Source organism: Nocardioides ferulae, from assembly GCF_003660455.1.
Taxonomy (GTDB): domain Bacteria; phylum Actinomycetota; class Actinomycetes; order Propionibacteriales; family Nocardioidaceae; genus Nocardioides; species Nocardioides ferulae.
Genome location: NZ_QZVR01000018.1, coordinates 48,412 through 73,348 on the forward strand (window position 1 = coordinate 48,412; position 24,937 = coordinate 73,348).

A 24,937-nucleotide genomic window follows, 5' to 3' on the forward strand; every position below is an offset into this window, starting at 1 on the left:
GCGCGGGCGTTTCGGCATGACCAGGGGGCGGACGGACTCAGCCCGTCGCCTGGGCCAGCCGGGACCGCAGGCCGCTCGCGCGCAGCGCCTGCCGCTGCACCGCGGCGGTGACCGACTCGGGGGTGCCGATCACCCGGACCCGGGCCTGGGCGCGGGTGACCGCGGTGTAGAAGAGCTCGCGGGTCAGCAGCGGCGAGTCGGCCGGCGGCAGCAGCACGGTCACGTCGCGGGCCTGGCTGCCCTGGCTCTTGTGCACGGTCATCGCGTGCAGGGTCTCGACGTCGGAGAGCCGGGAGGGGGAGTACGTCGCGTGCTCGCCGACTCCGGCGATCACCGCGCGCAACTCGTCGCCGACCCGCACCACCACCCCGGTGTCGCCGTTGAACAGGCCCAGGCCGTAGTCGTTGGCGGTGACCAGCAGCGGCCGGCCTGGGTACCAGTCGTGACCCCAGGCCGCGCCCACGGCCGTGCCGGTGCTGTCGCCGAGCCAGCGCTCGACCTGGCGGTTCCAGTGCTGGACGCCCCACGGGCCCTCGCGGTGAGCACACAGCAGCCGGTGCGCGTCGAGCGCGTCGATCGCGGCGCCGGCATCGCCGTCGAGCGCGGCCTGGCGCACCGCCAGGGCGTGGTGCAGCAGCCGCCCACGCAGCCGGGCCATGCCCGCCTCGTCGCCGGGATCGACCAGGCCGAGGGGGGCGTCGTCGCCGGTCTCGGCGGTCAGCAGCGCCAGCACCCGGTCTGCGTCGCCGTCACGGAGCGCGGCCGCCAAGGAGCCGATGCCCTCGCCGTAGCGGCGGGTCGTGCGCAACGCGGTGACCGCCGTGGGTGCCCGGACCGCCAACCCACCGACCAGGTCGGCGAGGACCGCGCCGGCCTCGACCGAGGCCAGCTGGTCGGGGTCGCCGACCAGCACCAGCCGGGCATCGGGCCGGACCGCCTCGAGCAGCCGGGCCATCATCGTCAGCGACACCATCGAGGTCTCGTCGACCACGACCACGTCGTGCGGCAGCTTGTTGCCGCGGTGGTGCCGGAAGCGGGTGCGTGAGTCGGGCCGCCAGCCCAGCAGCCGGTGCAGGGTGGAGGCGCTGAGGCCGTCGAGCCGAGCCCGGTCGGCGTCGGTGAACTGGGGACCCCGCTGGGCGTCCTCGACGGCCTGCTGCAGCCGGGCCGCCGCCTTGCCGGTGGGTGCGGTGAGCGCGATCCGCAGCCGGCTGGGCTCCGCGGTGGCCAGCAGCGTCAGCAGTCCGGCCACGGTCGTGGTCTTGCCGGTGCCGGGCCCGCCGGTGAGCACGGTGGTCCACTGCCCCGCGGCGGTGAGCGCGACCGCGCGCTGCTCGGCGTACCCCTCACCGGGGAAGACGCGAGACGCCGTGGCCTCCAGCGCCGCGCCGTCGACCGGCGGGGCCGGCGCGGCGACGCGGGCCAGCAGGTCGTCGCGGACCTGCCCCTCCTCGCGCCAGTAGCGGTCGAGGTAGAGCAGGCCGCCCTCGACCCGGACCACCGAGGCGGCGGCCAGCGGGCTGGCGGCCACCCGGTCGAGCCAGCCCGCGACCGGCGGCCACGGCAGCGGGCCGGAGTCGACTGCGGAGCCTTCGACGGGGTCGCCCCCGGTGGTCACCTCGTCGCCGGCCAGGCCGGCGAGGTCGACGCAGACCGAGCCGTGGCGGGCGGCGCGGACGGCGAGCGCGACCGCGAGCAGCACGGCCTCGTCGGTCTCGCCGGTGAGCTCGCCGGTGCGGGCCGCGACGTGGACGTCGGCGGCGGTGAGCACCCCGCCCGCGTTGAAGGCCCGCAGCAGGCCGGTCGCCGCGGCCGCGAACCGGGCGTCGTGGGGGTCGTCGGTCTCGAACCGCTCGATCATCGGGCAGCTCCTGCCGCGAGCACCGCGGAGTCGCCGTCGAGCAGGTCGGAGAGCGCGACGACCAGCGCGGCCGGGGGCCGCCAGCTGAAGACGCCGGCCGGCTGCCCGTCGGTGAGCGGGGTGTCGGGGCCGCACATGCCGCGCAGGTAGAGGTAGAGCACCCCGCCGAGGTGGAGCGCCGGGTCGTAGCCGGGCTGTCGCCAGCGCAGGTAGCGGTGGGCGACCACGGCGTACAGCAGCGCCTGGAGCGGGTAGTGGGAGTGCAGCATCGCCTCGGCGAGCCGGGCGGGTGCGTAGTCGGCGGCGGTGGGCGGCCGGCCCGGGTCGCCCAGCAGGTTGGTCTTGTAGTCGACGACGAGGAAGCGTGGGCCGGCCTCACCGGGAACCCGCAGCACGACGTCGACCGACCCGGCGAGGTAGCCGCGCAACCGCTGCCCACCGAGGGCCGGCTGCTCGAGCCGGTCGGCGTAGGACGCGAGCGGGTCGTCGGCGGGGAGGTGGGCACGCAGCAGCGGCGCCAGGTCACGCAGCAGCACCTGGGCGGCCTCGCCGGCGCGGACCGACGGATGGTCGCCGCCGGCGAGCGGCAGCTCGAAGTCGAGCTCGCGGAGCCGGTCGCGCAGCGGCACCTGTCGCAGGGTCAGGCCGGGAGCGAGGGGGCCGAGGGGCGTATCGTGCAGCGGCAGCAACGCCTCGGCGAGGGCGTCGGCGCCCACCCCGACCGGCCACCAGCGCAGGTGGTCGGCGGCCAGCTCGCGCAGGTGGTCGCGCAGGTCGGGGGCGTCGGGGTCCGCGTGCTCGAGGACGGCGTGCACCAGGCTGCCGAAGGTCGCGCCGGCGGGCAGCCCGGCCATCGGGGACACCGGGTCGTCGGCGGCCGGCGCCTGGGCCGGCGTCAGGTCGGGCGGCGGCTCGTCGGCGTCGGGCTCGTCGGCCAGCCCGGGGATCTCGGGCTCGCTGCCGACGCCACCGATGGCGCCGTCGGTCTCCTCGACCCGGATCAGCGCGGAGTACGACGTGCGGCGCCAGTCGGCGTCGACCTCGCGGCCGAATCGGCGCACGGCCAGCCCCGTGGGTGTGGCCGGGGCGGGCAGCGGGCCGGTCTCGGCGGTCAGGGCCACCTCAGCGGCCGGGCCGTCGAGGTCCTCGATCAGCCCGAGCACCCGGGCGGCGTAGTCGTCGTCGCGGACCTCCTGGTGGTCGGGCACCTCGGCCACCCCCGGCTGGCGCCCGAAGAGCAGCCGGTGCAGGCCGCCGATCGCGGTGTTGGTGGTCGGGGCCCACCAGGCGACGACCTGGGACTGGGCACGGGTGAGCGCGACGTAGAGGTCGCGCAGCTCCTCGCCGGACTCCTCGGCGCGGTGCCGGGCGAGGTGCTGGGTCCAGGAGCCGCCGGCGGCGCTGACGTCGAGGGTGCGCACCCCGTCGGCGTCGTGGAAGAGGGCGGTCTCGGTCGGGTGCTCGAAGCGCTGGTAGGCGAAGGGGAGGTAGACGATGGGGTATTGCAGACCCTTGCTGCCGTGGACGGTGACGATCTGCACGGCGGCGGCGTCGGAGTCGAGGCGCCGGGGCCGTTCGGTGGCGCCGGTGCGGCGCCGCTCGTCGCGCAGCCAGCCGAGCAGCGCGGTCAGCCCGAGCCCGTCGTGCACGGCGACCTCGTGGAGCAGCTGGCCGAGGTGGCGCAGGTCGGTGAGGAGGCGCTCGCCGTCGGTGGTCGCGAGCACCCGGGCGCCGAGGCCGCGCTCCTCGGCCGCCTCGACCAGGGCGGCCACGCCGCGGCCGCGCAGCAGCAGCGCCCAGCCGCGCAGGGTGTCGGCCACCCGGTCGGTGAGCTCGTCGCCGCCGGCGGCGAGCTCGGCGGTGTCGTGGCCGACGAAGCAGGTGAGGGCCGCGGCCCGGACCCGCCCGGACCGGTGCGGCTGCTCGAGCCCCTCGAGCAGGGCCAGCCAGGCGTCGGCGGCCGGGGTGGCGAACACGTGACCGCCGCCGGCGAGCACGGCCGGCACCCCGCGGGCGTGCAGTGCGTCGGCCACCAGCTGCCCGTGCCGTCGCTCGGCGACGATGACCGCGACGTCGGCGGCCACCACCGGCCGGCCGCACCAGGTGGCGCCGGAGGCGAGCAGCTCGGCGATGTCGGCGGCGCAGTCGCGGGCGATGAAGGCGCGGGCGTCGCCCGCGGTGATCAGCCCCTTCTTGGTCAACCGCAGCCCGTCACGGGGCACCCGGCGGACCCGCACCGCGGCGGGGTGCGGGGCACCGCGCAGCCGGCTGCCCGGGTGGTGGGCGTCGACGTCGCGGACCACGATCTCGGGGTCGCCGAGCGCGGCCCCGCGCAGCACGACCTGCAACCGCCGGACCAGGTCGTGGTCGCTGCGCCAGTTGGTGCCGAGGGTGGCCCGGGTGTCTGCGGTGCGGGCCGCGGCGAGGTAGGTGACCACGTCACCGCCGCGGAACGCGTAGATGGCCTGCTTGGGGTCACCGATCAGCACCATCGTCGCGTGGCCGGTGAAGGCGCGGTCGAGCACCTGCCACTGCACCGGGTCGGTGTCTTGGAACTCGTCGACCATCACGATCCGCCAGCGCGAGCGCATCCGCTCGCGGGCGGGGGCGGTGTCGTCCTCCAGCGCCGCGGCCAACCGGGTCAGCAGGTCGTCGTAGCTGAGCACGCCCAGCCGGCGCTTGCGCCGGTCGACCTCGGCCCGGACCGCCTGGGCGAACCCGACCCGGGCCCCCGCGGGAGCGTCGGGGTCCTCGGCGGGGGCGAGCACCGCCTGGGGGTCGCCGATCGCCGTGCGGGCCAGGTCGAGGGCGCAGGCCCGATCGAAGGGAGGGCGCTGCTTGAGGTGCCCGAAGCGCTGGAGGTAGAGGTCGTCGACCACCTCGACCACGAGGTCGTCGAGCGACTCGACCAGCGTGGCGCCGGAGTCGGTGTCGCCGGCGACACCGAGCGAGCGCAGCACGAGCTGGCAGAACTGGTGGGTGGTGGCGATGGTGGCCGCGTCGAACGAGGCCAGCGCGTCGCGCAGGCGGTGGCGGCGCCGGTCGAGCTCGCCGGGGCCGTGCTCGCCGGGGTCGAGCAGCAGCGAGTGCAGGCGGTTGGCCGGGTCGGGCGGCAGGGCACCGGCGAGCAGCCGCTCGGCCTCGACCAGCTGCTCGCGCACCCGCTCGCGCAGCTCCTGGCTGGCGGCTCGACCGAAGGTGACCACCAGCATCTGGTCGAGCCGGGCGACCCCTTCGGCGACGTAGCGGGTGACCAGGGCCCCGACCGTGAACGTCTTGCCGGTGCCGGCGCTGGCCTCGAGCAGCGTGGTGCCGGTGGGCAGCGGTCCGCACACGTCGAAGGTCGCGGGCGCGGCAGGCGACTCGTCCATCACCAGCTCCCTTGCTCGGCGACCAGGAGGGGGGCCCACAGGCGCAGCGCGAGCGCACCGAACCGGGTGGTCTCACCGGGGTGCTCCTCACCCTCGCCGGGGCCGGCGTCGAGACCGGGCAACGGGGCCTGGGGACCCCACACCCGCAGGTTGACCGGGTCGGAGCACTCGCCGGGGAAGCGGCCGTCGTCCCAGTCCCAGCCGGCCTTGAGCACCGCCTCGTCGTGGCTGGCCTGGGTGCGTCGCGCCCGGGCGTAGGCGAGCGACGCCTTCAGCGGCAGCGGCAGCGGCTCGCACAGCCCGAGGTCGCGCAGCGCCACCAGGTCGCGCAGCGTGGCGATTGCGGTGTGGTCGAGCGGGCCCAACAGGGACGCCGAGAACGCCGCGTGCGCGCGGGAGTTCGTGGGCCGGCCGAGGGTGTGGGCGGTCCAGCTGCGGTCCTCGTCGGAGGCGGCGAGCGCGAGCAGCTGGATCCAGGACTGCAGCCGGTGGGTGGCGCCCAGGCGCGAGTAGGACACCGGCACCAGCCGGTCGCCGAACACCTCCGGCACGGTGCCCCGCAGCCGGCGTCCGCCCCCGAGGTCGACGTCGACATCGACCGCCCGGGGCGGCCGGGAGCGAAGCCGCAGCCCCTCGGCGGCCAGCGGGCGGGCCCGGTCGAGCACCTGGGCGAGCAGCCGCCACCCGAGCTGCCCGGGAGGCAGGACACCGCGCCGCCACTCCTGCTGGCGGGCACGCTCGGGGTCGACGCCGGCCAGGAGGTCGCGCAGCACCCGGTCGCCGACCGCCCACTGCTCCAGGTTGTCGATCTCGACCGGCAGCGCGTCGTCGACGGGCTCGTCATCGAGGGGCAGCGCAAGGTCGAGCCGCGAGCGCAGGAAGCCCCGGGCCGGGTGGCGGAAGAACGAGAGGAGGTCGTCGACGGAGACGTCGCGGTCGCCGTCGGCCGGCGGCAGCGGGCCGGCGAGGAACGGGGGCGGGGGGCGCCGCACTCCGACGGCCGCGCGGGCGCCGGCCAGCGCGGTGGTGTCGAAGGTGAACGGGTGGCCCGGGACCAGCGCGCCGGGCTCGACGTTGCGCACGTCGAACGGCTGGAGCGGGTGGCGCACCGTGACCGCCGCCGAGACCGGCCGGGCCCCTGGCTCCGCTGCCGTGCGGGCGGTCGCGTCGAGGGCGTCGAGCAGCTCGCCGAGCGGGACCGCCGGCGGGCGCGGCTGGCCGGAGTACTCGTCGGCTCCGGTGTAGGTGACGACCAGGGTCTCGGTGGCGGCCAGCACCGCGTCGAGGAACAGCTGCCGGTCCTCGCTGCGAGGATCTCGCTCGCCGGTGACCGGGTCGCGGGCGAGCACGTCGTCGCCGTCGACGGAGCCGACCCGGGGGAACACCCCGTCGTCGAGGCCCAGCAGGCAGACCACGCGGTGCGGGACCGACCGCATGGGGACCAGCGTGGCGACGGTGAGGGTGCCGGTGCGGAAGTTGGCGCGGGTCGGACGCCCGCCCAGCCGGTCGGCCAGCATCGCGCGCACGTCGGGGAGCCGCAGCTCGGTGGTGTCGAGGCCCTGCGCGGCCTCGCGCACCCGGCCCAGCTCGCGCTGCACCTGGCCGGTCTGCCAGCCCTCGGTGGCCGGCACCGCGGTGAGCGCGGCGACGCCGTCGTCGAGAGCGGCGAGCCAGTGCTCCAACGGGTGGCTGCCGGTCAGCCGGTCGGTGACGTCCTGCAGCCGGTGCACGAACTCGGTCAGCCGGCCCGCGAGCTCGACCTGGCCGCTGCCGACGTCGTCGAGCGGCAGGGTGCGCTCGAGCCAGACGCCGGTGTCGTCGGACATCGCGACGCCGGCCAGCAGCCGGTCGAGCCCGAACCGCCAGGTGTTGGCGACGTAGTGGGAGAGGCCGTAGTCGGCGCGGTGCTCGGCGTCGAAGGCCCACCGCACACCGGCGGCCTTGACCCAGTCGGTGAGCTGCTGGAGGTCGTCGTCGCGGAAGCCGAAGCGCCGCCGCACCGGCTCGGCATGGGCGAGGTCGAGCACCTCGCCGGCGCCGGCGCGGCCGCCGGCCAGGTCGAGCAGCCGCGCCGCGACCGCGAGCAGCGGGTTGGTCTGGGTCAGGGCTCGGTCGGCGAGCCGCACCCGCAGCCGGTGGGCCGGGTGGCCGGAGTCGGACACCACGTCGCCGAGGCCGAAGCCGGCGGAGACCAGCGGCGCGAACGTCTCGATGTCGGGGCACATCACCAGCACGTCGCGCGGTTCGAGCGTGGGGTCGTCGGCCAGCAGGCCGAGCAGCACCTCGCGGAGCACGTCGACCTGGCGGGCCGTGCCGTGACAGGCGTGCACCTGGACGCTGCGATCGTCGGGCGCCAGCAGCCGGTCTCGCGGATCGCCGGGAGCGTCGGCGCGCAGGTCGGCCTGGAGCCAGCCGAGCAGTGTGTCGGGTGCCTCGGGAGGGGGCGCCTCGCCGTGGTCGGCGAGGTCTGCGGTGGCGAGCGTGCGTTGCAGCTCGCGCACGTCGCGGCCCAGGGTGGCCAGCAGCGGGTGGCCCACCTGCTGGTGGCTGTGGTCGTCGGCCCGGGGCACCGGCCCGGCCGCGGTCACCTCCGCCAGGGCCTGCCACAGCCGCCCCGACGGGTGCGGGAGCCACAGGTGCACCTCGCGATGGCGGGCGAGGGCCGACAACAGCTCGACCTCGGTCGCCGGCAGCCGGGTGTGGCCGAACAGCGAGAGCCGCTCGGGCAGCTCGAACGCTCCGGGTTCGTCGGCGAGGCGGCCCACGGTCTCGGCATGCCGCAGGTGGGGTGGTGGCTCGGGCACCCGCTCGGCCAGCCGGCGCCACAGCTCGGGCTGCCAGCCGAGGTCGTGCGGCAGCACCCGCCCGCAGCCGTCGGTGTCGCGCCCGGCATGCCAGTCGGCGAGCAGGCGCGGGCGCTGCACGGCGTACGCCGCGAACAGGCGCGCCAGCCGGCGGGCCACCGAGAACCGCCGGCCACGTCGGAGGTCGGCCTCCTCGATCTCGTGTCCGGAGTCGCCGGTCACCAGGTGGCCCAGGTGGGCCGCGAGGGGTCGGGCCCAGGCCTCGTCGAGGCACGCGTCGATGGTCGCCAGCAGCGGCCAGGCCAGCGCCTCGGGCGCCCAGGGGTCGTGCTCGTCGGCGGTGGTCGCCTCGCGGAGCGTCTCCACCAGCGCCCACGGACTGCGGAACTCCACGCCCGCGCAGATGCCGTCCTCGCGTCCGGGCTGCGCGCCCAGGCGATGGCCCAGCCGTTGGCTGAGCCAGCGCTCCACGCCCTTGGCCGGCACCACCACCAGCTCGCCGGCGAAGGGGTCGGCCACCGGCGTGGCGAGCAGGCCGGCCAGGCCGTCGGCCAGCTGGTCGGTGCGCGCGGCGCGGTGGAGGTGGAGGGGCACGGTCCCGACCCTAGAAGGCCGCGCCGACGCCGGTCCGGACCGGCTCGCGGGATCCGGCCGGACGGCTGCGGAGGCTCCGCCGCGTCCCTACCCTGCGGGGATGAGCACCGATCCCGCCGACCGGCCCACCGATCAGCCCTCCGGGCGGGCCCCACGCCTGCGCCGCGTCCTGTTCGTGCCGCTGACGGCCGCCGCGCTGCTGACCTCCGGGGCCGGCCTGGGCTGGGCGGTGGCGGCCGACGAGGCCGCCCGGGACGACGAGCCCGTCGTGGTGGTGCGGGAGCCGCTGGCCGGCACCGACGCCCCGCGCGGTGTGACCGGCCGGTCGCTGCAGCTGCACCGGGTCACCGTGATGCCGGGCGCCCGGCTCGCCTCCCACCACCACCCGGGCACCCAGGTGTCCCGCATCGAGAACGGCACGTTGACCTACAGCGTGGAGACCGGTGCGGTGCGGGTGATGCGCGGCTCCGCCGACGCTCCGCAGCTGGTCCGCCGGGTCGTCGCCGGTGAGACGGTGCGGATCCGTACCGGCCAGTGGATCGTCGAGCAGCCCCACGTCGTGCACCACGCCGCGAACCGCGGCGAGGTGCCGGTGGTCATCTACCTGACCACGCTGTTCCGCACGGGGGCTCCGGCGGCGATCCCCGACTGAGCCCGAGCCACGGTTCGAGGGCAGGTCAGGAGACCAGCTCGAGCTCGCCGCGCGAGACCGGGGAGGGGGCGGGGAGCAGCCGGGCGTGCAGCTCGGCGGGCGTGGCCAGCCGGGCCAGGATCGCCAGGCTGCCGGCGGTCGCGACCGCGGCGTAGAGCAGGTTGGCGTCGACATCGGCGAGCACGCCGTAGGCACCGACGAACGCGGCGTCCACGACGGTGAGGACCCACGCCGACGCCGCGATGGCGGAGACGTCGTGACTACGCCACGCGGTCAGCGCGGCCGGGCCCACCAGCAGCGCGATGGAACAGCCGAGCACCACGGTAAGCGGCGCCTGGCCGGCCAGCGGGGACACCGCGGCGGCACCGGTCAGCGTCAGGCCCCAGGCCGCCGGGAGGTAGAGCCGGCTGCGGTCGCCGCCACCCCGCCAGGCGAGGACGAGCGCGCCGACGGTGCCCGGGAGCGTGAGCAGGGCCGGCAGCGCCACCCAGACCTGACCCACGTGGATCCCGAAGAGCGTCCACGCGACCCCGCTGAGCGTCGAGTTCGCCAGCGCCGCGACGCTCACACCGGACGCCGTCGCAGTGGCGCGCAGCTTCAACAGCTGCGGCAGGGTGCAGCCGAGGGCGAGCAGGGTGCCGGCGAGGCCGACGATGTTCTCCAGGGAGGGGGTCACGGGTGGCAGTCCTTGTGCACGGGCGTCGAAACGGGGGGAGGGTGGCGCGGGGCCGCACGCGACGACGCGGCCGCAGCGTGCCGGGGCACGCGGCGACCGCGTCGTGGAGCGGGAGTGGCGGCCGGACACCTCACGGCCGCACGGGAAAGATTACGGCGGAGTCCCCCATCGACAAAAAGCCCTCCCGCATTACCCGGGTTCAGGCGGTGTGATGTTCGTCATTCCTCGAGGTCGGTGGAGGCCAGCAGCGCCCGCACCATGAGCGGGACGACGTCCGCGGGCGCCCAGTCCACGTCGATCTGGCTGGCCAGGAAGAGCCCGTCGGCGGCGGCGATCAGCACCCGGGCCAGGTCGCCGGCGAGCTCCGGGGAGCCGTCGGTCCGCACCGGCCCGAGGTAGCCGGCCATCAGCTCGGTGAGGGCGGCCTCGGTCTGCCCCCGCAGCTCGACCCACAGAGCGCGGGCCGACGGCGGACGCTCGTACTGCTCCAGGGTGAGCAGCAGCCCGATCTTCAGGAACGCCGGCCCCTGCACCATCCGCTCCAGGGTCTGGTCGAGCACGGCCACCAGGGCCTCCCGTGCCGACAACGCGGAGTCGAGCACCTCCCAGGGCGGCTGGCTCGCGGTCCACTCGGCGATGCTGCGGCGCACCACCTCCGCGACCAGCTCGTCCTTGTCCTTGAAGAACCAGTAGATGCTGCTCGCGGGCAGCCCCGACCGCTCGGTCACCTTCGCGATCGTGGTGGCGTGGTAGCCGGCCTCGGCCACGATCTCCGCGGTGGCGTCCAGGATCCGCTGCCGCGACGACTCCTCGTCGTCCCCGGCGGGGCTCTCGGGCCGGCGCTCGTCGTACTCGCTCATGCCGGCTCACCCTCCGCCTCGCGCAGGAAGGCCAGCAGTCCGTCGCCGATGACGTCCGCGCACTGCTGGAGGTCCCAGCCCCGACCGGTCAGGGCCCCGACGAAGAGCCCGTCGATCAGGGCCAGGTGCACCCGAGCCAGGCGCAGCGGCAGCTCCGGGTCACGCGCCGCCGCGCGCGGCATCATCGGCGCCCACCAGGCGGCCATCTGCTGCTGGGTCTGGCGGCGGACCTCGAGGTAGCGGCGGCGCGCGGCGGGCTCGGGCACCCGGCTGGTGATCGCCAGCATGATGCCCAGCCGCCAGAACGCCGGCGACTCCGCCATCGCCCGGGCTGCCCAGTGCAACCGGGTACGCACCGCCCGCTCCGCCCCGTCCGGTCCGTTCAGGTCGAAATGGGTCGGGTCGAAGTCCGGCTGGGTCTCGGCCCGCCACGACGCGAAGCCGTGGGTCAACGCCTCGGCCAGCAGGTCGTCCTTGTCGCGGAAGTGCCAGTAGATCGAGCTGGCCGGGATACCCGTGGCCTTGCGGATCCGGCCGATCGAGGTGCCGTCGTAGCCGTGCTCGGTGGCGATGGCCAGCGTCGCGTCGAGGATGCGCCGACGCGTCTGCTCGCCGTCCGCGCGCACGCGCCTGGTCTTGCGTGGCATCACACCCCCCGTGGTCGCCGGGCCCGGACGCACGAGACGCCCCGGCCATGGCGCATCGTGCCTTGTCGAGCCTGTCGGCACCAGTCGGCCCGTCCGGAGGATTTGTCGGGGATATCACCACAATCCAGGTCCGCCGCCGGGTCACACCCACTGCCGGCGCAGCACCGTCGTCGCGTCGAACGGGTCCGCACCCTGCTGGGCGGCGAGCACGCCGGCCCCTTCGGGGCTGCCGGTGTAGAGGATCCGGCCGGGGCCGACCCACCGCTCCCACGCGCGATGGAAGAAGCGGGCCGAAGAGACGTCCTGGCCGAGGGCCGTCGGCACCGGGTGCCACACCACGCCGTCCGCCTCGATCCCGGTCAGCGCCGCCAGCGCGTGCGAGCCACGCGTCAGCCGGTGCTCCTGCGGCACGATCGGGTCGGCGAGCCGCACCGAGCGCGACACGACGTAGCGCGGGCTCGTGATCGGTCCCAACACCTCGTCCAGCGCCAGGGCGAACCGGGACGCGTCACGCTCCGACGAGGCCAGCCGGCAGCGGTACTCCCCGCCGGGGTGCACCTCGACGACGAGCCGGTCGACACCGGTCAGGGTGGTGCCGTTGTCCGCCAGCCCCTGCGCGACCGCCGCCGCCACCTGCAGCACCGACGGCGCGGCGACGGCCTGCCGGGCCTGCTCCAGCACCCACGAGCGGTAGTGGTCGTTCCTGCGCCGCCAGGCGGCGGCGACCGCGGCCAGACCACTGCCGGCCAGGACGACTCCGGCCGGCACGAGCCACAGGCTGCTGCTCGATCCCATGACGCTCACCCCGAGGCCGCCCCAGAACCCCGACACCCCCAGGACACCTGGCAGCGCCGGCGGATCTGGCGGTCGCAGCGCCGCGTCACGGACCTGGATCCCGTCACCGGCCAGCACCAGCGGCGGCGGGACCGGCGCGGCGGGCAGGCCGGTGGCCTCCACCTCGATCGGCCGCGCCCGGGCGCTGCGCACGCGCACCGTGGAGACCACCCGGTCGGAGTAGGGCTCGCCGACCCGCCACCGCTCCCGGATGCCCTCCCGGTCGGCGGCCCGGTCCCGCATCCGGCCGTTGACGGCGTCGAAGAGCTCTGCGGGCGGCGGGGCGTAGGGCGAGAACGCGGCGTCGATGTGACCCACCCCGTCGACCACGTCGCCGTCGTCGTCCACCCCGTGGAAGCCCTCGTGCTTGCGCACCAGCCGCGCCCAGTCCGCGGCGCCCTTCGGGTGCTCCTCGCTGACGCACACCACCGACCAGTTCACCGCGACCTTGTCCGGCCAGAGAGGGTCGGTGCGCAACGCCCGCCCCCGGGTCTGCACGACGGCCGTCAGCGTGGTCGCCGTGGTCAGGTCGACCAGGCCGCTGATGCGGCGGGCGTCCCAGCCCTCGCCGAGCAGTCCACGGGTGCCGACCAGCACCTGGCAGTGACCGGCCTCGAAGAACGCGGTCACCGGCGGCACCCACTCGCGCGACCCCCAGGGCCCGGTCAGCTCGGCCACCTCCCCGTCGCCGGGCACGACGCTGAGCCGGCCGTCGAGCATCGGGTCGCCCTCGATGGCGAAGGCGGCCAGCCGCTGCAGCGTCTCCGGGGCCCCGGCCACCGTCGAGGCGGTCACCAGCATCGGTGAGAGCGTGGCGGTGGTGGGGTCGCCCACGAGCGCCTCCAACGCGGCGTACGCCGACCCCGACTGCTGGTCGATCACCCCGCGCAGGCCGGTGGGCAGGGTGGCCGAGGCGCGCTCGTGGTCGCAGAGCACCAGCACCCGGGTGCGGGAGCCCAGCAGCCCCAGCTCGTGGCTGACGATGTCCACCGCGGCGGTCGTCTTCGCGTGCGAGCGGGCCAGCACCCGGTCGACCGGGGTGCGCCCACGGCGTACCCCTCGACGGGTCAGGTGGTAGCCGACCGAGGGAAGCGCCCGCTTGACCGCGGCCCGCACCTCGGCGTCCCGCTCGTCGTCGCTGGGCAGCACCTGCGACTTGACCCAGTCGTCGATGAGCGCCACCCAGTCGTCGGCGTCGGGGGCGCGCCGGTGCCGCTCGGCAAGCCGGGCGCCGGTCGGCAGCGTCAGCAGTCCGGCGTGGCACAGCCGCAGTGCGGCGTCCGCCAGCTGCGGCTCGCGCAAGGACAGCCGGGACCAGGTCTGCACCTGCGGCACCGGGGTGACGAACCGGGCGGTCAGCCACTCCAGGAACGGCAGGCTGCCGAACCGCGGGTCCATCAGCTGCGTGGTGAGTTCGCGCCAGCGGACGGCCTCGGTGGCCAGCCACTCGTTCTCGTGGACCGTCGGGGTGGTGAGCCAGGCCAGCTCGGCGAACGGCGCGAGGTGCCCCTCCTTGACCACCGCCGGCACGCCGGCGCGGAAGACGATGTCGGCGAAGAGCTCGCGCACCAGGGCCGACTGGTCGGCGGTCAGCGCGTCCGGCGGGGTGGCGGTGAGCCCCAGCACCCGTGCCTCCTCGAGCGTGTGCAGCAGCTCGCCGAGCAGCCGGCCCCACACCTCGAGCAGGTGGTGGCACTCGTCGAGCACGAGCAGCAGTCCGGGCTCGGCGTGCATCGCCTCGACCAGGGCCCGCCCGTTGGGGTGCAGCCGGTCGATCAGCCCGCCGGTGACCGGCCGCTGGTGGGCCGGGGTGAGCTCGGGGTCGTCGTCGACCTCGTCGTCGGGGTCGAAGACCGCGAGCGACTGGTAGGTCAGGCAGGTGACCGGCGCCGCCAGGTCCCGGGTGGTGCCGGCCTCCAGGCCGTGGGCGCGGACCGTGGCCACCCACTGCGCCTGGATGGCGGTGTTGGGGGCGAACACGACCGCACGAGCCGCCCTGCCGTCGGCGAAGGAGGAGAGGATCGTCTCGATGCCGACCCGGGTCTTGCCGGCGCCCGGAGGCAGCACCACCCAGGCGCGGCGACGCCCCTTGGCCCACGCCCGGTCGAGGGCCTGCAGCGCAAGCTCCTGGTGCTTGCGCAGGGGCGGGGCGCTGCTCGGCTCGACCATCGCGGGTCAGTCTCCCCGACCGAGGCCGAGCCGTCGATCGTTCCTCGACACGCCGAAGAGAGGCGGGAACCTGTGACGGGTCGGCGCGCCCGCCGTGGCACCGGGTTCAGAGATCCTCGAGGCGGCTGAGCTGCCGCCCGCCCGGCCCGAAGTTGTCGGGGCTCAGCCAGCGCTGGTGCCGCGCGCGGATCTGCGGCCACTCGCCGTCCAGCATCGAGAACCAGTCGGTGTCGCGGTTGCGTCCCTTGACGACCATGTGCTGCCGGAAGCGGCCCTCGTGGCTGAAGCCCAGGCGTGCTGCCGCCCGCCGCGACGGCTCGTTGCGGCTGTCGCACTTCCACTCGACCCTCCGGTAGCCCCGGTCGTCGAAGGCGTGCCGCAGCAGCAGGTGGATCGCCTCGGTGGCCGCGGTGGTGCGCTGCAGCGCGCGGCCGAACAGCACCCCGGAGATCTCCACGGTGCCCGCCGCCGGAGAGCACGGGAAGAAGGTCGCCAGTCCCGCGGCGCGCCCGCCGCGCGGACCGTCATGGGGGACGAAGACGTACGTCGCGCTGTCCGGGTGGTCCGCCAGCCGCCGGACGACCTCCTGCTGGAACTGCTCCCGGCCGGTCGGGAACGGCGCCGGACGGTAGGTCCACAGCGGCTCGTCGCCCGGCCCGCACACCGCGGCGTACAGCGGCTCGGTGTGCTCGTCGGCGATCGGCTCGGCCGTGACCCACCGGCCGCGCAGCACGGTGCCGCCGAGGCGCGGCCGGGCTGTCCAGCCGGCCACCGTGGCTCCGACCGGCTGACCGTGCTCGTTGCGCTCGCCGGCCGGCTCGTCGACGGGCACCGGACCGAGCGCGTGCTCCCGGAAGAGGCGGGCCACCTGCTCCGGCGCCTCGGCCGGGGGGAGGTGGGCGACGCCGTCGAGCACCACCAGCCGGCCGTCGCGGACGCCGTCGGCGAGTTCGCGCAGCAGGTCCGGCGGAGTGGCGACGTCGTGCGCCCCGGCCACCGCGAGCACCGGCGCGGCCACCTGGCCGAGGCGGTCGCGGACGTCATGACCCGCGATCGCGCCGCACACCGCGGCGTACCCCTCGTCGTCGACGCCGCGCAGGTGGTCGAGCAGAGCGGAGGCCGTCTCGGGCCGTCGGGTCACGAAGCCGGGCGCGAACCACCGCTGGGTCGACAGCTCGAGCAGCGCCGCGGTGCCGCCTGAGCGCACCAGGTCGATGCGCTCCTGCCAGCTCTCGGGGCTGCCGAGCCGCGCGCCCGTGCAGAGCAGCGTGGCGGTGGCGACCCGGTCGGGTGCGTCGAGCAGCAGGTGCAGCCCGACCGCGCCGCCCACCGAGTCGCCGGCGTAGTGGAACCGGGTCGGCCGCGCGCCGGGCATCACCGGAGCCATCTGGTCGACCAGGTCGACCACCGCCGCCGCGAGGGCGGCGACCGTGAGCGGCTCGCCGTCGGGGTCGAGCGGGATCCGGTTGGTGCCGTGGCCGGGCAGGTCCCACCCGATGACCTGGAACTCCTCGGCGAGCAGGCGAGCCGCCTCCGACCACAGTTCGGTGACCGACGTGCCCAGGGAGGGGCCCAGCACGAGCAGCGGCAGGTCGGGGCGGCCGCCGAGGCGGACTCCGGTGAGGTTCACCGGGCCAGTCTCTCGCGCCACCTCGATCCAGCCGCGGCAGCCTCGCGAGCGATCCCACGTCGACAGCCCGGCCATGGTTTGCCGGCGTGGCGGAGACTCGACTCATGGCGATCCTGGGGCAGGTGCGGTTCTGGACCGAGGCTGAGGGTTGGGGAGTCCTCGACTCCGAGGAGACCCCGGGCGGCTGCTGGGTGCACTTCTCGTGCGTCAAGGTGCACGGCTACCAGGCGCTCGACGCCGGCACGCAGGTCGAGATGCTCGTGGAGGAGTTCCCCCAGGACGGGTACGACTACCGCGCGACGGCGGTGTGGCCCGCCGGCCAGGAGCCGGTCGAGTCGGGAACGACGATCTCCGGCCCGTCGACGGCCTTCACCTCGGGCCTGCACCTGGTGACCGACCAGGACGGCGAGCCGGGCTGACCGAGCGTTCCCGGCCCGACGGTGGCGCCAGGGGCGTCCCTCCGGTCCGCTACGGTCGCGGCATGCCGACGTCCTCACCCGTCGCACGTTGTCCGGCGGCGGCACGGCGCTGGCTGATCGCCGCCGGCCTCCTGCTGGTGGCGGCCATCGCCGCGTCCGGTGTGCTGGCCGTGCCGGGTGCCTTCGAGCATGACTGGCCCGACGATCGGGAGGTCGCCACCGACGGGCGCGCCCACGAGGTCTCGCTGGCCGACTCCGGCCCGGCCCTCATCTGGGCGTACGGGGCGTTCGCGACCGCCCCCGAGTGTGCGGTCACCGACGCCGACACCGGCCGCGCCGTCGCGGTGACACCGACCGACGGCTCCCGCACCCGGCCCGGCGGGAGCGCCGCCGACTGGGTTGCGACGCTGCGCTTCGACGCGCCGTCGGAGACCGTGAGCGTCACCTGCGGGCCCTCGGCCGCAGGCCCCGTGTTCGTCGAGCACGAGCCGGTGCTCCCCGAGCCGCTGGCCGCGTGGGGCACGTGGGTCGCGCTCCCGGCCGGACTGGTGCTCGCGTCGACCGGCTGCCTGGCGGTCGGCCTGCTCCGTCGCCGCGGCCGCGGCCTCAGCGACTATGGTGCTCAAGACGGCACTCGAACCGACGTTGGTGAACCCGCATGACCGACATCTGGCGGCACGCCGCCTCGGCCCTCCTCGTGGGCATGGCCCTGACCGCGAGCGTCCCGGCCGCCACTTCGACGGCTTCTGCCCGTGAAGCACAGGCGCCAGCGCGCGCCGAGCTCCGGTGCAAGGGGCCCGGCGACCTGGTCCTGGTGGTCACCCACCCGAAGGAGAACCGTGTCCGCGGGGAGATCCGAGCCCGGGGGGTGCGGTCCGGCTCCTCCTGGGACTGGAGCATCTCGTTCGAGGGCGACGACGGCGGCAAGGGCGTGGGCAGCCAGGCCACCGCCGGCAAGCGCGGCCGCTGGTCGGCGTTCGCAGTGGCCCGCGATGAGGAGCCGCTCACGATCGAAGCCGTCGCCAGCAATGCCTCCGGGCGCCGCTGCGTGGGGAAGGTGACCGACGACTGATTGGCTGCCCGTCAGTCGCAGCCGGGCGCGTTCGGGTTCCGGCGGTAGGTGGCGAGCACCTCGCCGTCCTCGTCGGCGTACTCGAGGTGGTCGGCGTCGGTGAGCGTCGCGTAGCCGTAGAGCATGCCGTTGGCGTAGGGCCAGCCCTCGATCGCGCCGTCGCCGGCGCCGGTCTCGATGTCGGGGCCGCCATCGGTGCGCCGCCAGGTGGTGTCGCCGAACCAGAACCAGGTCATGCCGCAGTGCAGGTACATCGGAGCGTGGTAGCGCACGCCGACGTCGGGCTGCTCGCCCTCGGCGAGGGTGACCAGCTCGACGGTCTCGGGCTCGGCGGGGGTGTCGGCCTCGGGTGGCGCGGTCCCCGCGGGCAGCTCGTGGACGACGGGGCCGTCGCGGTCGGCACCGAGCACCAGCGTGCGGCCGTCGGCGGTGCCGGCGACCTGGTCCGGCTCGCCGGGCAGGTCGACCGCCGTCCAGGTCTCGGCGTCGTCGCTGACCACCAGCTGCGGGCCGGGGCTCTTGCCGCATTGGTCGAGGTCGGCGTAGCAGACCTCGGGCTCGCTCCAGCTCGTGTCGTCGACGCCGGTGAGGGTCCAGAACCTGGCGCCGTCCGACCACATCGGCGCCCAGGCGGTCTCACCTCGCTCGGGCAGTCCCTCGACGGGAGCCCACGAGTCGCCGCCGTCGGTGGAGACCAACGCGGGCAGCTTGCCCTCGCCGACACCGGCGACGACCTCGTCGCCGGCCACCGCCAGGGAGGTCACCTCGTAGACCTCCTCGAGCGCGGGGTCCGACACCCGCACCCAGCCGGCCCCGGCGTTGCCGGAGGCCCACACCGCGGCGGTGCGGTCGACCCGACCCGAGACCAGCAGTCGCTCGCCCACCTGCGCGACGTCACCGGCGTAGGACTCGCCGCGGAAGCCGCGCGGCTCCGGCACCTCGGGCAGATCGGCCTCGGTGAACGCCGCGGCGTCGGTGCTGGTCCACACCTGGGCCTGGAAGCCGCCCATCGAGGGGTTCTCGGCCAGCCGGTAGCCGCCGGCGACGACGACGGTGTCGCCGGCGACGGTCATGTCGTGGACGTCGACGGCGTGCGCGAAGCCGGACACCTCGACCTGCTCCCAGGCAAGGCCGTCGTCGCTGCGGAGGGCCACGGCCTCGAAGGTGAACTCGGTGTCGCCGTCGCTCTCGACGCTGCCGCCGGACCCGAGCGTGAACCAGTCGCCGTCGGCGAGCCGCACCAGGCCGCCGAGCTGGAGGTAGTCGATGCCGGTGGCCAACGGCTCACCCGTCTCGAACGCCGCACCGTCGTTCGAGTGGTGCGAGACGAGGGTGCCGCCCTCGGAGACGGTGAGCACGACCGCGTCGTCTCCAGAGGTGGCCAGGATCGGCGCCTGGTCGGCGCCGACCTCGGCGTCGAGGTGCTGGGTGCTCCACTCGCCCGGGCCGCCCGAGAGCGGCTCACCCGAACCCCCGTCGGGCTCGGTCTGCTCACCGCAGGCGGCGAGGAGGCACAGGGAGAGCGCGGCGAGGGCGAGTCCACGAGACGGGGGCACCCTGGTACGACGCGGCGTGGGGAGGGTCGGTTCCGCGCCGGCAGCGATCCGCCTCAGCCCCTCCTCAGGTCCTCGGCGAGCATCACCAGGATGCCGCTGGGCCCAGGGACGTAGGTGAGCTTGTAGATGTCCTCGTACGTCGCCACCCCGCGCAGCGGGTGGCAGCCGTGCCGGGCGGCGATCGCGAGCGCCTCGTCGAGGTCGTCGACCGAGAACGCCACCCGGTGCATGCCGATCTCGTTGGGGCGGGTGGGCTCGGTCTCGATCGCCGCCGGATGGAGGTACTCGAAGAGCTCGAGGCGTCCCTCGCCGTCGGGCGTCTGCAGCATGGCGAGCTTGACGTGGTTGCCGTCGAGCCCGACCGCGGTGTCGGTCCACTCGCCGCGCACCGTGTCGCGGCCGAGGACGCCGAGCCCGAGGTCGGTGAAGAAGGCGACGGCCGCCTCGAGGTCGCGGACCGCGATCGCGACGTTCTCGAGCCTGACGGGCATGGATCGCAGGCTACCCACCTGCCTGCCGGGCAGCCAGACCTCAGCGTCGCCCCTCCGGAGGTGGCGTGACCCGTCCGTGGTCGCCACCAGAGGCGGAGCAGGGGCTAGCCTCGGGCGATGGTCGCCGTCGCCGCGGGCGAGTTCCGCCGCACCCTCGAGCAGCGCCGCGACCAGCGGACGTCGTGGGAGCGCACCGACGAGGCGTTCTTCGCCGCGGGCGCCTGCCACATCCTGGCCTGGGCCTGCCGCAGCGTTCATGTCGCGCAGCGACCGGAGATCGTGGCGCTGCGACTCCCGGGCGCCCGGTACGCCATGCACACCTATGCCGTGGTCGGTGACTGGGCGTTCGACTTCTCCGGCTGGAACCCCGAGCAGTCGCTCATCGAGGCCAACCGGCAGTTCGAGGGCGAGCACCGCTCCGAGAGGCTGGTGATCGGGTCGACGCTGGAGGAGTTCTGCGCCGAGCACCGCCACCGGGCCCCGCACCTGTTCGTGCACGACCCGTGGCCGCGCGCGGTGGCGTACGTCCGGCGGTTCGCACCGGTCTGGCGGACCGGCCGCTGACCGCCCGCGGCCCCTGGTCAGGCGACGGACGTGGGGGGCATCGGCGGCGCGGGCGGACCCGCGAACACCTGCTCCTCCGACGGCATCAGGATCCACAGCACCGGATAGATCAGGAACTGGCTGCCCGGGATCACCATCAGCACGAGCACGAAGAGCAGCCGCGCCATCCACGGCGTCAGTCCGAACCGGCGGCCGAGCCCGGCGCACACCCCACCGAGGATCCGGCCGTCACGGGGGCGGATCAGACCCTGCTGGGCGAAGGTCTGGTGGATGTCGGTCATGGTCGATGCACTCCCTCGAAGCGGTGGTGGCGTGGTTGCGGGGGCTTCTCCCCACACCTCCAGCGTGCTCCGCGGGCGGCCCGCGCACCATCGGGTGGCGCCCTGAGCCGACCCCGAGCGACCCCCGGGTTCACCGGAACGGGCCAGTGCTCGGGTACTGGTCGCCATCGCCACCGCCAGCATCCGGGCGTCGCGGATGAAGGCGGACGCCGGGCCCGCCGCTGGGCCCGACGTCGGTCTCGGAGCGTCCGGTCAGCGGCGGCGCAGGATGTCGCGCAGCACCTGGGGGTAGTTCGTGATGATGCCGTCGACCTCCCAGTCGAGGGCGCGGCGCATGTCCTGGCCGGCGTTCACCGTCCACACGTGCGCCTCGAGCCCGCTGGCGTGGATCGCATCGACCGTGGCCTCGTCGATGGCGCCGAGGGCCGGGTTGACCTCCTCGGCCCACGTCGCGGCGTCCTGGATCTGCGCGGTGGTCGGCCGGGTGCCGAAGAGCAGGCCGGTCGGCACGTCGGGGGCGAGGTCGGCGTAGGTGCGCAGCCAGTCGTGGTTGAACGACTGCACCGTGACCCGGCCGGCGGCGAGGGCCCGGCGGAACTCCGGCAGCGCCCGCAGCTCCTTGTCGAGGTCGACCTCGATGCCGGGGTAGAGCTCGGGGGCCTTCGGCTCCAGCAGCATGCCGGTGCGCCGGCCGACCGCGCGCACCCACTCGGCGAGGGTCGGCACCCGCTCGCCGGCGAACTCGGGGGCGAACCAGGAGCCGGCGTCGAGACGCCTGATCTCGGCCAGGGTGAAGTCGCGGACGTTCCAGGGCGCGCGGTCGGGGAAGACCTGCTCCACGTCGGTCGTGCGGGTCAGCGTGGTGTCGTGGACGATGACCAGCTCACCGTCCTTGGTGCGCTGGATGTCGTTCTCCACCACGTCCGACCGGTGCGCCAGCGCCAGCTCGACCGCCGCGAGGGTGTTCTCGGGCGCCGCCCCGGACGAGCCACGGTGGGCGACGACGTCGACCTCGCTGCGCGACGCGGGCGCCGCGTCGGCCGGGCCGGCGAGGGCCAGCAGGGGAAGCGCGGCGAGCAGGCCGGCGGCGTACCGGACGAGCGGGCGAGGGCGGGCAGCAGACATGGGGGTTCCTTCCCGAGAGGTGGCCGCCGGCCCGTTCGGCCGGCGGCGACCTCACCCTCGCGGCGGCCGATGACGCCCAGGTGAACCGGCGCGAAGCGGCCGGGGAAGACGGGCGGGCGCTCCCGGGACGCGCCCGCCCGTGTGCTCCAGCGGGGAGCTGCCTGGAGGTGGTGCGAGGTGTCGATCGTTCACCGACACGCCGCGAGAACGCGGGAATCAGTGACGGGTCGGCGTCAACCGGCGGTGCGGTCGGCGTAGGCGACCGCCGCGGAGCGGACCGCTTCGACGTAGGCGTCGTCGTGGTTGTAGGAGTGCACCGCCGCCGACCACCCGGCGCCGGTGGCGAGGTCGTGGCCGTCGGCACACAGATAGCGCGCGGCGGCGTACGCCGCGTCGTCGAGGTCGTGCGGGTCGGACCGGCCGTCGCCGTCACCGTCGGAGGCCCAGGTCTCCCACGTCGAGGGGATGAACTGCATCGGCCCCATCGCGTGGTCCCAGTCGGGGTTGCCGTGCCACGCGGTGGACCCGGCGGTGGCGGGGATCGCGGCGACGGGACCGCGGCCGTCCAACGCGGGCCCGAGGATCGGCGACGAGGGACGGCCGTCCTCGCCGAGCACCCGGCCGCCGATCGTGCCGTGAGCCGATTCGACCCAGCCGACGCCGGCCAGGGTGGTCCAGCCGAGATCGCATCCCTCCGGAGCGCGCAGGGTGGCGCGTGCGTAGGCCCGCAGCGCCGGCACGCTCATCCCGGCCGCCTGCGCGGTCGCGGCCAGCCACGGTTCGTCGACGACCGGGACCGTCGGGGCTCGACGGTCGCCGCCGCGGCTCAGCGGCTCGGACGCGACGGCTGCCGGTGGTGCCGCCCGGTGCGGCGCCGGTGCGGCGAGCAACACCTCGCGGTCCGGGCGCTGCATCGACACCACCGCGGCGCCGGCGAGCAGCACGGCCGCGGCCACCAGTCCGGCCAGGATGGCCAGCGGCGCCGCGGGAAGCAGGTTGCGGGTCGCGTTCACGGTGGTCACCTCCGAGGCCGGCACGAGCATGGACGTCCGGAGCGGCCCCTGTCGAGGGCGCGTCCCAGGAGCGGCCGCTGTGAGACGCTGCCGCCGTGGACGAGCCGCGCCCCCAGCCCGGTGGCCGTCGCGGACGCCCCGGCCACGACCGCGACACGGTGCTGCGCCGGGCCGTGGAGCTGTTCAACGCCCGCGGCTACGCCGCCACGAGCGTCGGCGATCTCGCGGCCGAGCTGGGCGTCTCGAAGTCGGCGATCTACCACCACGTGCCCAGCAAGGAGCACCTGCTCGCCGAGGCGCTCGACGAGGCCCTCGACGCCCTCACCCGCGCCCTCGACCGGGTGAGCACCGGCCCCGGGTCCGCGGAGGACCGCCTGCGCGCGGCGGTGCGCGCGGGGGTGGAGACGCTGGTGGCGCACCAGCCGGCAGTGACGCTGCTGCTGCGCGTGCACGGCAACGGAGCGGTCGAGCAGGCGGCGCTGGCGCGCCGCCGCGAGCTCGACGCCCGGTTGGCCGGTCTGGTCGCCGACGCGGCCGACGCCGGGGCCGTGCGCTCCGACCTGCCGCCGCAGCTGGTCAGCCGGCTGCTGTTCGGCACCGTGAACTCGCTGGTCGAGTGGTACCGCGCCGACGGCACCCTCCCGGCGTCCGCGCTGGCCGACGCGGTCGTCGCGGTGGCCTTCGAGGGGCTCGCGCCACGCTCGTAGCCGGGGCCCCTGGCGGGGTGCCTCACGCGTCGTAGTCGACCACGACCTGCTCGTCGAGCGGCACTGCCTGACAGGTCAGCGTGTAGCCGGCGGCGACCTCGTCCGGCTCCAGGGCATGGTTGCGGAGCATCTCGACCCGCCCGCCGGTCACCCGGGCCCGGCAGGTGCCGCAGACCCCACCCCGGCACGCATAGGGAAGGTCGGCCCGCGTGGGCCGCAGCCCGTCGAGCAGCGGCCGGTCGCGCGGCACCCGGACCGTGCTGCGCAGCCCGTCGAGCACCACCGTGACCGCGGTGCTGCCGCCGGCGGGGATCTCCTCGACGCGGAGAGGGGCGCGCGGCGGCGGCTCGTCGCCGGCGAAGAAGAGCTCGCGGTGCACGCGGGCGGGGGGCAGCCCCGCGTCGACCAGGGTCACCCGGAGCTGCTCGACCAGGTCGAGCGGGCCGCAGAGCCAGGCGTGGTCGTAGCGGGCGGCAGCCCCAGGCCGGGGATCGACGGCGGCGAGCACCCGCAGCAGCCGCTCGCCATCGAGCCGGCCGGAGAGCAGCTCGGCGTCGCGGGGCTCGCGGGAGAGCACGTGCACGAGCTCCAGCCGCGGGCCGTGCCGGTCCTTGAGGTCGGCCAGCTCGTCGAGGAACATCACGCTCGCCGATCCCCGGTTGGCGACCACCAGGGTGACCGAGGAGGCCGGGTGGCGCAGCACGCTCGCGGCGATCGAGAGCACCGGCGTGATGCCCGAACCGGCGGCGACGGCGAGATGCCGGCCCGGCACGGACGGGTCGGCCACGAAGCGACCCGACGGCGACTGGACCTCCACCCGGTCGCCGGGCCGGACCTCGCGGCCCAGCCACCTCGAGAACAGTCCGCCGGGCACCTCCCGCACCCCGATCCGCAGCGGCGCGCCGGCCGGCGCGCACACCGAGTAGCTGCGCCGATGCTCGGCGCCGTCGATCTCGCGGCGCACCGTGACCGACTGGCCCGGCGCGAAGTCGTAGGCCGCCGCCAGCTCGGGCGGCACGTCGAAGGTCACCGCCACCGCGTCGGCGCACAGCCGGTCGACGGCGGCCACGCGCAACGCCTCGAAGCCCCGACGGGTGAGCGTCACCCGACCTCCTTGATGTGCTGGAACGGCTCGCCGCACTCCCCGCAGCGGTGCAGTGAGGTGCACGGTGTCGGGCCCCAGGCCGACAGCGTCTCGGCGGCCCCGTCGCAGCGCGGACACGACACCGCGCGGTGCCTGCCGAGGGACAGGGGGACGGGGCCGGTCCGGCGCGCACCGGGGCGCGGCGGGGAGACACCGTGCTCGGCCAGTGCCCGACGCCCCTGCGGCGAGATGTCGTCGCTCGACCACGCGGGCAGCAGCTCGACCAGCACCCGCACCGGACCGAGGCCCGCCTCGTCGACGCGGCGTACGACGTCGTCTCGCATCGTCGCGAGAGCCGGGCAGCCGCTCCAGGTCGGCGTCAGCACCACCTCGACGGCGCCGTCGGCGGCCACCTCGACCGCGCGCAGCACACCGAGGTCGGCCAGGGTGAGCATCGGCAGCTCGGGGTCGGGCACGGCGGCGGCCACGAGCCAGGCGGCCTGCCGCCGCTCGGCGTGCGTGGTCAC

The 24,937-nt window shown here is 75.5% G+C and carries 21 protein-coding genes; 6 read left to right on the plus strand and 15 right to left on the minus strand.

The genetic code is table 11. The features are described from left to right. Window positions 1–37 precede the first annotated feature (37 nt). From recD to recC, 3 genes are read right to left on the minus strand one after another with little or no spacing between them, the layout of a single operon-like run. Window positions 38–1,861 (minus strand): exodeoxyribonuclease V subunit alpha, encoded by a 1,824-nt coding sequence (gene recD / locus D6B71_RS16965; RefSeq protein ID WP_121257238.1) that lies wholly within the window; start codon window positions 1,859–1,861, stop codon window positions 38–40. Continuing rightward, on the minus strand, window positions 1,858–5,232 hold the full coding sequence (locus D6B71_RS16970) for a UvrD-helicase domain-containing protein (protein WP_121257240.1): 3,375 nt from the start codon (window positions 5,230–5,232) through the stop codon (window positions 1,858–1,860). Before D6B71_RS16970 ends, recD begins: the two co-directional genes overlap by 4 nt. Further along, window positions 5,232–8,630, minus strand: a complete 3,399-nt coding sequence (gene recC / locus D6B71_RS16975) for an exodeoxyribonuclease V subunit gamma (RefSeq protein WP_121257242.1) — start codon at window positions 8,628–8,630, stop codon at window positions 5,232–5,234. The genes D6B71_RS16970 and recC overlap by 1 nt, the downstream gene beginning before the upstream one ends. Before the next feature lie 100 nt (window positions 8,631–8,730). Between recC and D6B71_RS16980 the strand changes: the two genes are divergently transcribed. Next, a complete protein-coding gene (locus D6B71_RS16980; protein WP_121257244.1) occupies window positions 8,731–9,282 on the plus strand; it encodes a cupin domain-containing protein in 552 nt (183 codons plus the stop codon). A gap of 25 nt (window positions 9,283–9,307) precedes the next feature. On the opposite strand, the gene D6B71_RS16985 is transcribed toward D6B71_RS16980, so the two are convergent. The 5 genes from D6B71_RS16985 to D6B71_RS17005 form a co-directional block, all read right to left on the minus strand. Beyond that, on the minus strand, window positions 9,308–9,958 hold the full coding sequence (locus D6B71_RS16985) for a hypothetical protein (protein WP_121257246.1): 651 nt from the start codon (window positions 9,956–9,958) through the stop codon (window positions 9,308–9,310). Window positions 9,959–10,176: 218 nt separating this feature from the next. After that, window positions 10,177–10,818 carry a TetR/AcrR family transcriptional regulator gene (locus tag D6B71_RS16990; protein WP_121257247.1) on the minus strand — a complete coding sequence of 214 codons (642 nt, stop codon included), beginning with the start codon at window positions 10,816–10,818 and terminating at the stop codon, window positions 10,177–10,179. Beyond that, a complete protein-coding gene (locus tag D6B71_RS16995; protein WP_121257249.1) occupies window positions 10,815–11,465 on the minus strand; it encodes a TetR/AcrR family transcriptional regulator in 651 nt (216 codons plus the stop codon). The genes D6B71_RS16990 and D6B71_RS16995 overlap by 4 nt, the downstream gene beginning before the upstream one ends. Before the next feature lie 141 nt (window positions 11,466–11,606). Then, complete coding sequence (locus D6B71_RS17000; protein ID WP_121257251.1) at window positions 11,607–14,468, minus strand: DEAD/DEAH box helicase family protein; 2,862 nt, start codon at window positions 14,466–14,468, stop codon at window positions 11,607–11,609. 106 nt (window positions 14,469–14,574) lie between these two features. Next, complete coding sequence (locus D6B71_RS17005; RefSeq protein WP_240641510.1) at window positions 14,575–16,098, minus strand: alpha/beta fold hydrolase; 1,524 nt, start codon at window positions 16,096–16,098, stop codon at window positions 14,575–14,577. A 104-nt stretch (window positions 16,099–16,202) separates the two neighbouring features. Here D6B71_RS17005 and D6B71_RS17010 point away from each other — a divergent pair, with 104 nt between their 5' ends. From D6B71_RS17010 to D6B71_RS17020, 3 genes are all read left to right on the plus strand, one after another. Continuing rightward, window positions 16,203–16,517 (plus strand): S1 domain-containing protein, encoded by a 315-nt coding sequence (locus tag D6B71_RS17010; RefSeq protein ID WP_206051818.1) that lies wholly within the window; start codon window positions 16,203–16,205, stop codon window positions 16,515–16,517. Between the two features lie 62 nt (window positions 16,518–16,579). After that, window positions 16,580–17,179 carry a hypothetical protein gene (locus tag D6B71_RS17015; RefSeq protein ID WP_121257254.1) on the plus strand — a complete coding sequence of 200 codons (600 nt, stop codon included), beginning with the start codon at window positions 16,580–16,582 and terminating at the stop codon, window positions 17,177–17,179. Further along, the gene (locus D6B71_RS17020; RefSeq protein WP_121257256.1) at window positions 17,176–17,589 is read left to right on the plus strand and encodes a hypothetical protein; all 414 of its coding nucleotides are present in this window, start codon (window positions 17,176–17,178) and stop codon (window positions 17,587–17,589) included. The genes D6B71_RS17015 and D6B71_RS17020 overlap by 4 nt, the downstream gene beginning before the upstream one ends. 11 nt (window positions 17,590–17,600) lie before the next feature. Here D6B71_RS17020 and D6B71_RS22910 read toward each other — a convergent pair whose 3' ends face one another. Both D6B71_RS22910 and D6B71_RS17030 read right to left on the minus strand, forming a co-directional pair. Next, window positions 17,601–19,145, minus strand: a complete 1,545-nt coding sequence (locus D6B71_RS22910; RefSeq protein ID WP_164519717.1) for a beta propeller repeat protein — start codon at window positions 19,143–19,145, stop codon at window positions 17,601–17,603. A gap of 53 nt (window positions 19,146–19,198) precedes the next feature. Further along, a complete protein-coding gene (locus D6B71_RS17030) occupies window positions 19,199–19,636 on the minus strand; it encodes a VOC family protein (RefSeq protein WP_121257258.1) in 438 nt (145 codons plus the stop codon). Window positions 19,637–19,753: 117 nt separating this feature from the next. On the opposite strand from D6B71_RS17030, the gene D6B71_RS17035 reads away from it, so the two are divergent. Beyond that, complete coding sequence (locus tag D6B71_RS17035; RefSeq protein ID WP_121257260.1) at window positions 19,754–20,200, plus strand: hypothetical protein; 447 nt, start codon at window positions 19,754–19,756, stop codon at window positions 20,198–20,200. 17 nt (window positions 20,201–20,217) lie between these two features. On the opposite strand, the gene D6B71_RS17040 is transcribed toward D6B71_RS17035, so the two are convergent. From D6B71_RS17040 to D6B71_RS17050, 3 genes are all read right to left on the minus strand, one after another. Continuing rightward, window positions 20,218–20,481, minus strand: a complete 264-nt coding sequence (locus D6B71_RS17040) for a PspC domain-containing protein (protein ID WP_121257262.1) — start codon at window positions 20,479–20,481, stop codon at window positions 20,218–20,220. 252 nt (window positions 20,482–20,733) lie between these two features. Continuing rightward, window positions 20,734–21,606, minus strand: coding sequence for a glycerophosphodiester phosphodiesterase (locus tag D6B71_RS17045; RefSeq protein WP_121257264.1), 873 nt, complete (start codon window positions 21,604–21,606; stop codon window positions 20,734–20,736). Window positions 21,607–21,839: 233 nt separating this feature from the next. Then, complete coding sequence (locus tag D6B71_RS17050) at window positions 21,840–22,619, minus strand: lytic murein transglycosylase (protein WP_240641511.1); 780 nt, start codon at window positions 22,617–22,619, stop codon at window positions 21,840–21,842. Window positions 22,620–22,714: 95 nt separating this feature from the next. Between D6B71_RS17050 and D6B71_RS17055 the strand changes: the two genes are divergently transcribed. Continuing rightward, entirely contained in the window at window positions 22,715–23,326 is a 612-nt protein-coding gene (locus D6B71_RS17055) for a TetR/AcrR family transcriptional regulator (RefSeq protein WP_121257267.1), read from the plus strand. Between the two features lie 22 nt (window positions 23,327–23,348). Here D6B71_RS17055 and paaE read toward each other — a convergent pair whose 3' ends face one another. Both paaE and paaD read right to left on the minus strand, forming a co-directional pair. Continuing rightward, complete coding sequence (gene paaE, locus D6B71_RS17060; RefSeq protein ID WP_121257269.1) at window positions 23,349–24,431, minus strand: 1,2-phenylacetyl-CoA epoxidase subunit PaaE; 1,083 nt, start codon at window positions 24,429–24,431, stop codon at window positions 23,349–23,351. Next, window positions 24,428–24,937 (minus strand): 1,2-phenylacetyl-CoA epoxidase subunit PaaD, encoded by a 510-nt coding sequence (paaD, locus tag D6B71_RS17065; protein ID WP_240641512.1) that lies wholly within the window; start codon window positions 24,935–24,937, stop codon window positions 24,428–24,430. Before paaD ends, paaE begins: the two co-directional genes overlap by 4 nt.

Excerpts from the sequence above, each read along its gene's own strand:
- D6B71_RS17020 (WP_121257256.1), top strand. The coding sequence starts at position 17,176 with ATGACCGACATCTGGCGGCACGCCGCCTCGGCCCTCCTCGTGGGCATG.
- D6B71_RS17030 (WP_121257258.1), bottom strand. The coding sequence starts at position 19,636 with ATGCCCGTCAGGCTCGAGAACGTCGCGATCGCGGTCCGCGACCTCGAG.
- D6B71_RS17040 (WP_121257262.1), bottom strand. The coding sequence starts at position 20,481 with ATGACCGACATCCACCAGACCTTCGCCCAGCAGGGTCTGATCCGCCCC.
- D6B71_RS17000 (WP_121257251.1), bottom strand. The coding sequence starts at position 14,468 with ATGGTCGAGCCGAGCAGCGCCCCGCCCCTGCGCAAGCACCAGGAGCTT.
- D6B71_RS16970 (WP_121257240.1), bottom strand. The coding sequence starts at position 5,232 with ATGGACGAGTCGCCTGCCGCGCCCGCGACCTTCGACGTGTGCGGACCG.
- D6B71_RS17045 (WP_121257264.1), bottom strand. The coding sequence starts at position 21,606 with ATGTCTGCTGCCCGCCCTCGCCCGCTCGTCCGGTACGCCGCCGGCCTG.
- recD (WP_121257238.1), bottom strand. The coding sequence starts at position 1,861 with ATGATCGAGCGGTTCGAGACCGACGACCCCCACGACGCCCGGTTCGCG.
- D6B71_RS17035 (WP_121257260.1), top strand. The coding sequence starts at position 19,754 with ATGGTCGCCGTCGCCGCGGGCGAGTTCCGCCGCACCCTCGAGCAGCGC.
- D6B71_RS17015 (WP_121257254.1), top strand. The coding sequence starts at position 16,580 with ATGCCGACGTCCTCACCCGTCGCACGTTGTCCGGCGGCGGCACGGCGC.
- D6B71_RS16995 (WP_121257249.1), bottom strand. The coding sequence starts at position 11,465 with ATGCCACGCAAGACCAGGCGCGTGCGCGCGGACGGCGAGCAGACGCGT.
- D6B71_RS16980 (WP_121257244.1), top strand. The coding sequence starts at position 8,731 with ATGAGCACCGATCCCGCCGACCGGCCCACCGATCAGCCCTCCGGGCGG.
- D6B71_RS16990 (WP_121257247.1), bottom strand. The coding sequence starts at position 10,818 with ATGAGCGAGTACGACGAGCGCCGGCCCGAGAGCCCCGCCGGGGACGAC.
- D6B71_RS17010 (WP_206051818.1), top strand. The coding sequence starts at position 16,203 with ATGGCGATCCTGGGGCAGGTGCGGTTCTGGACCGAGGCTGAGGGTTGG.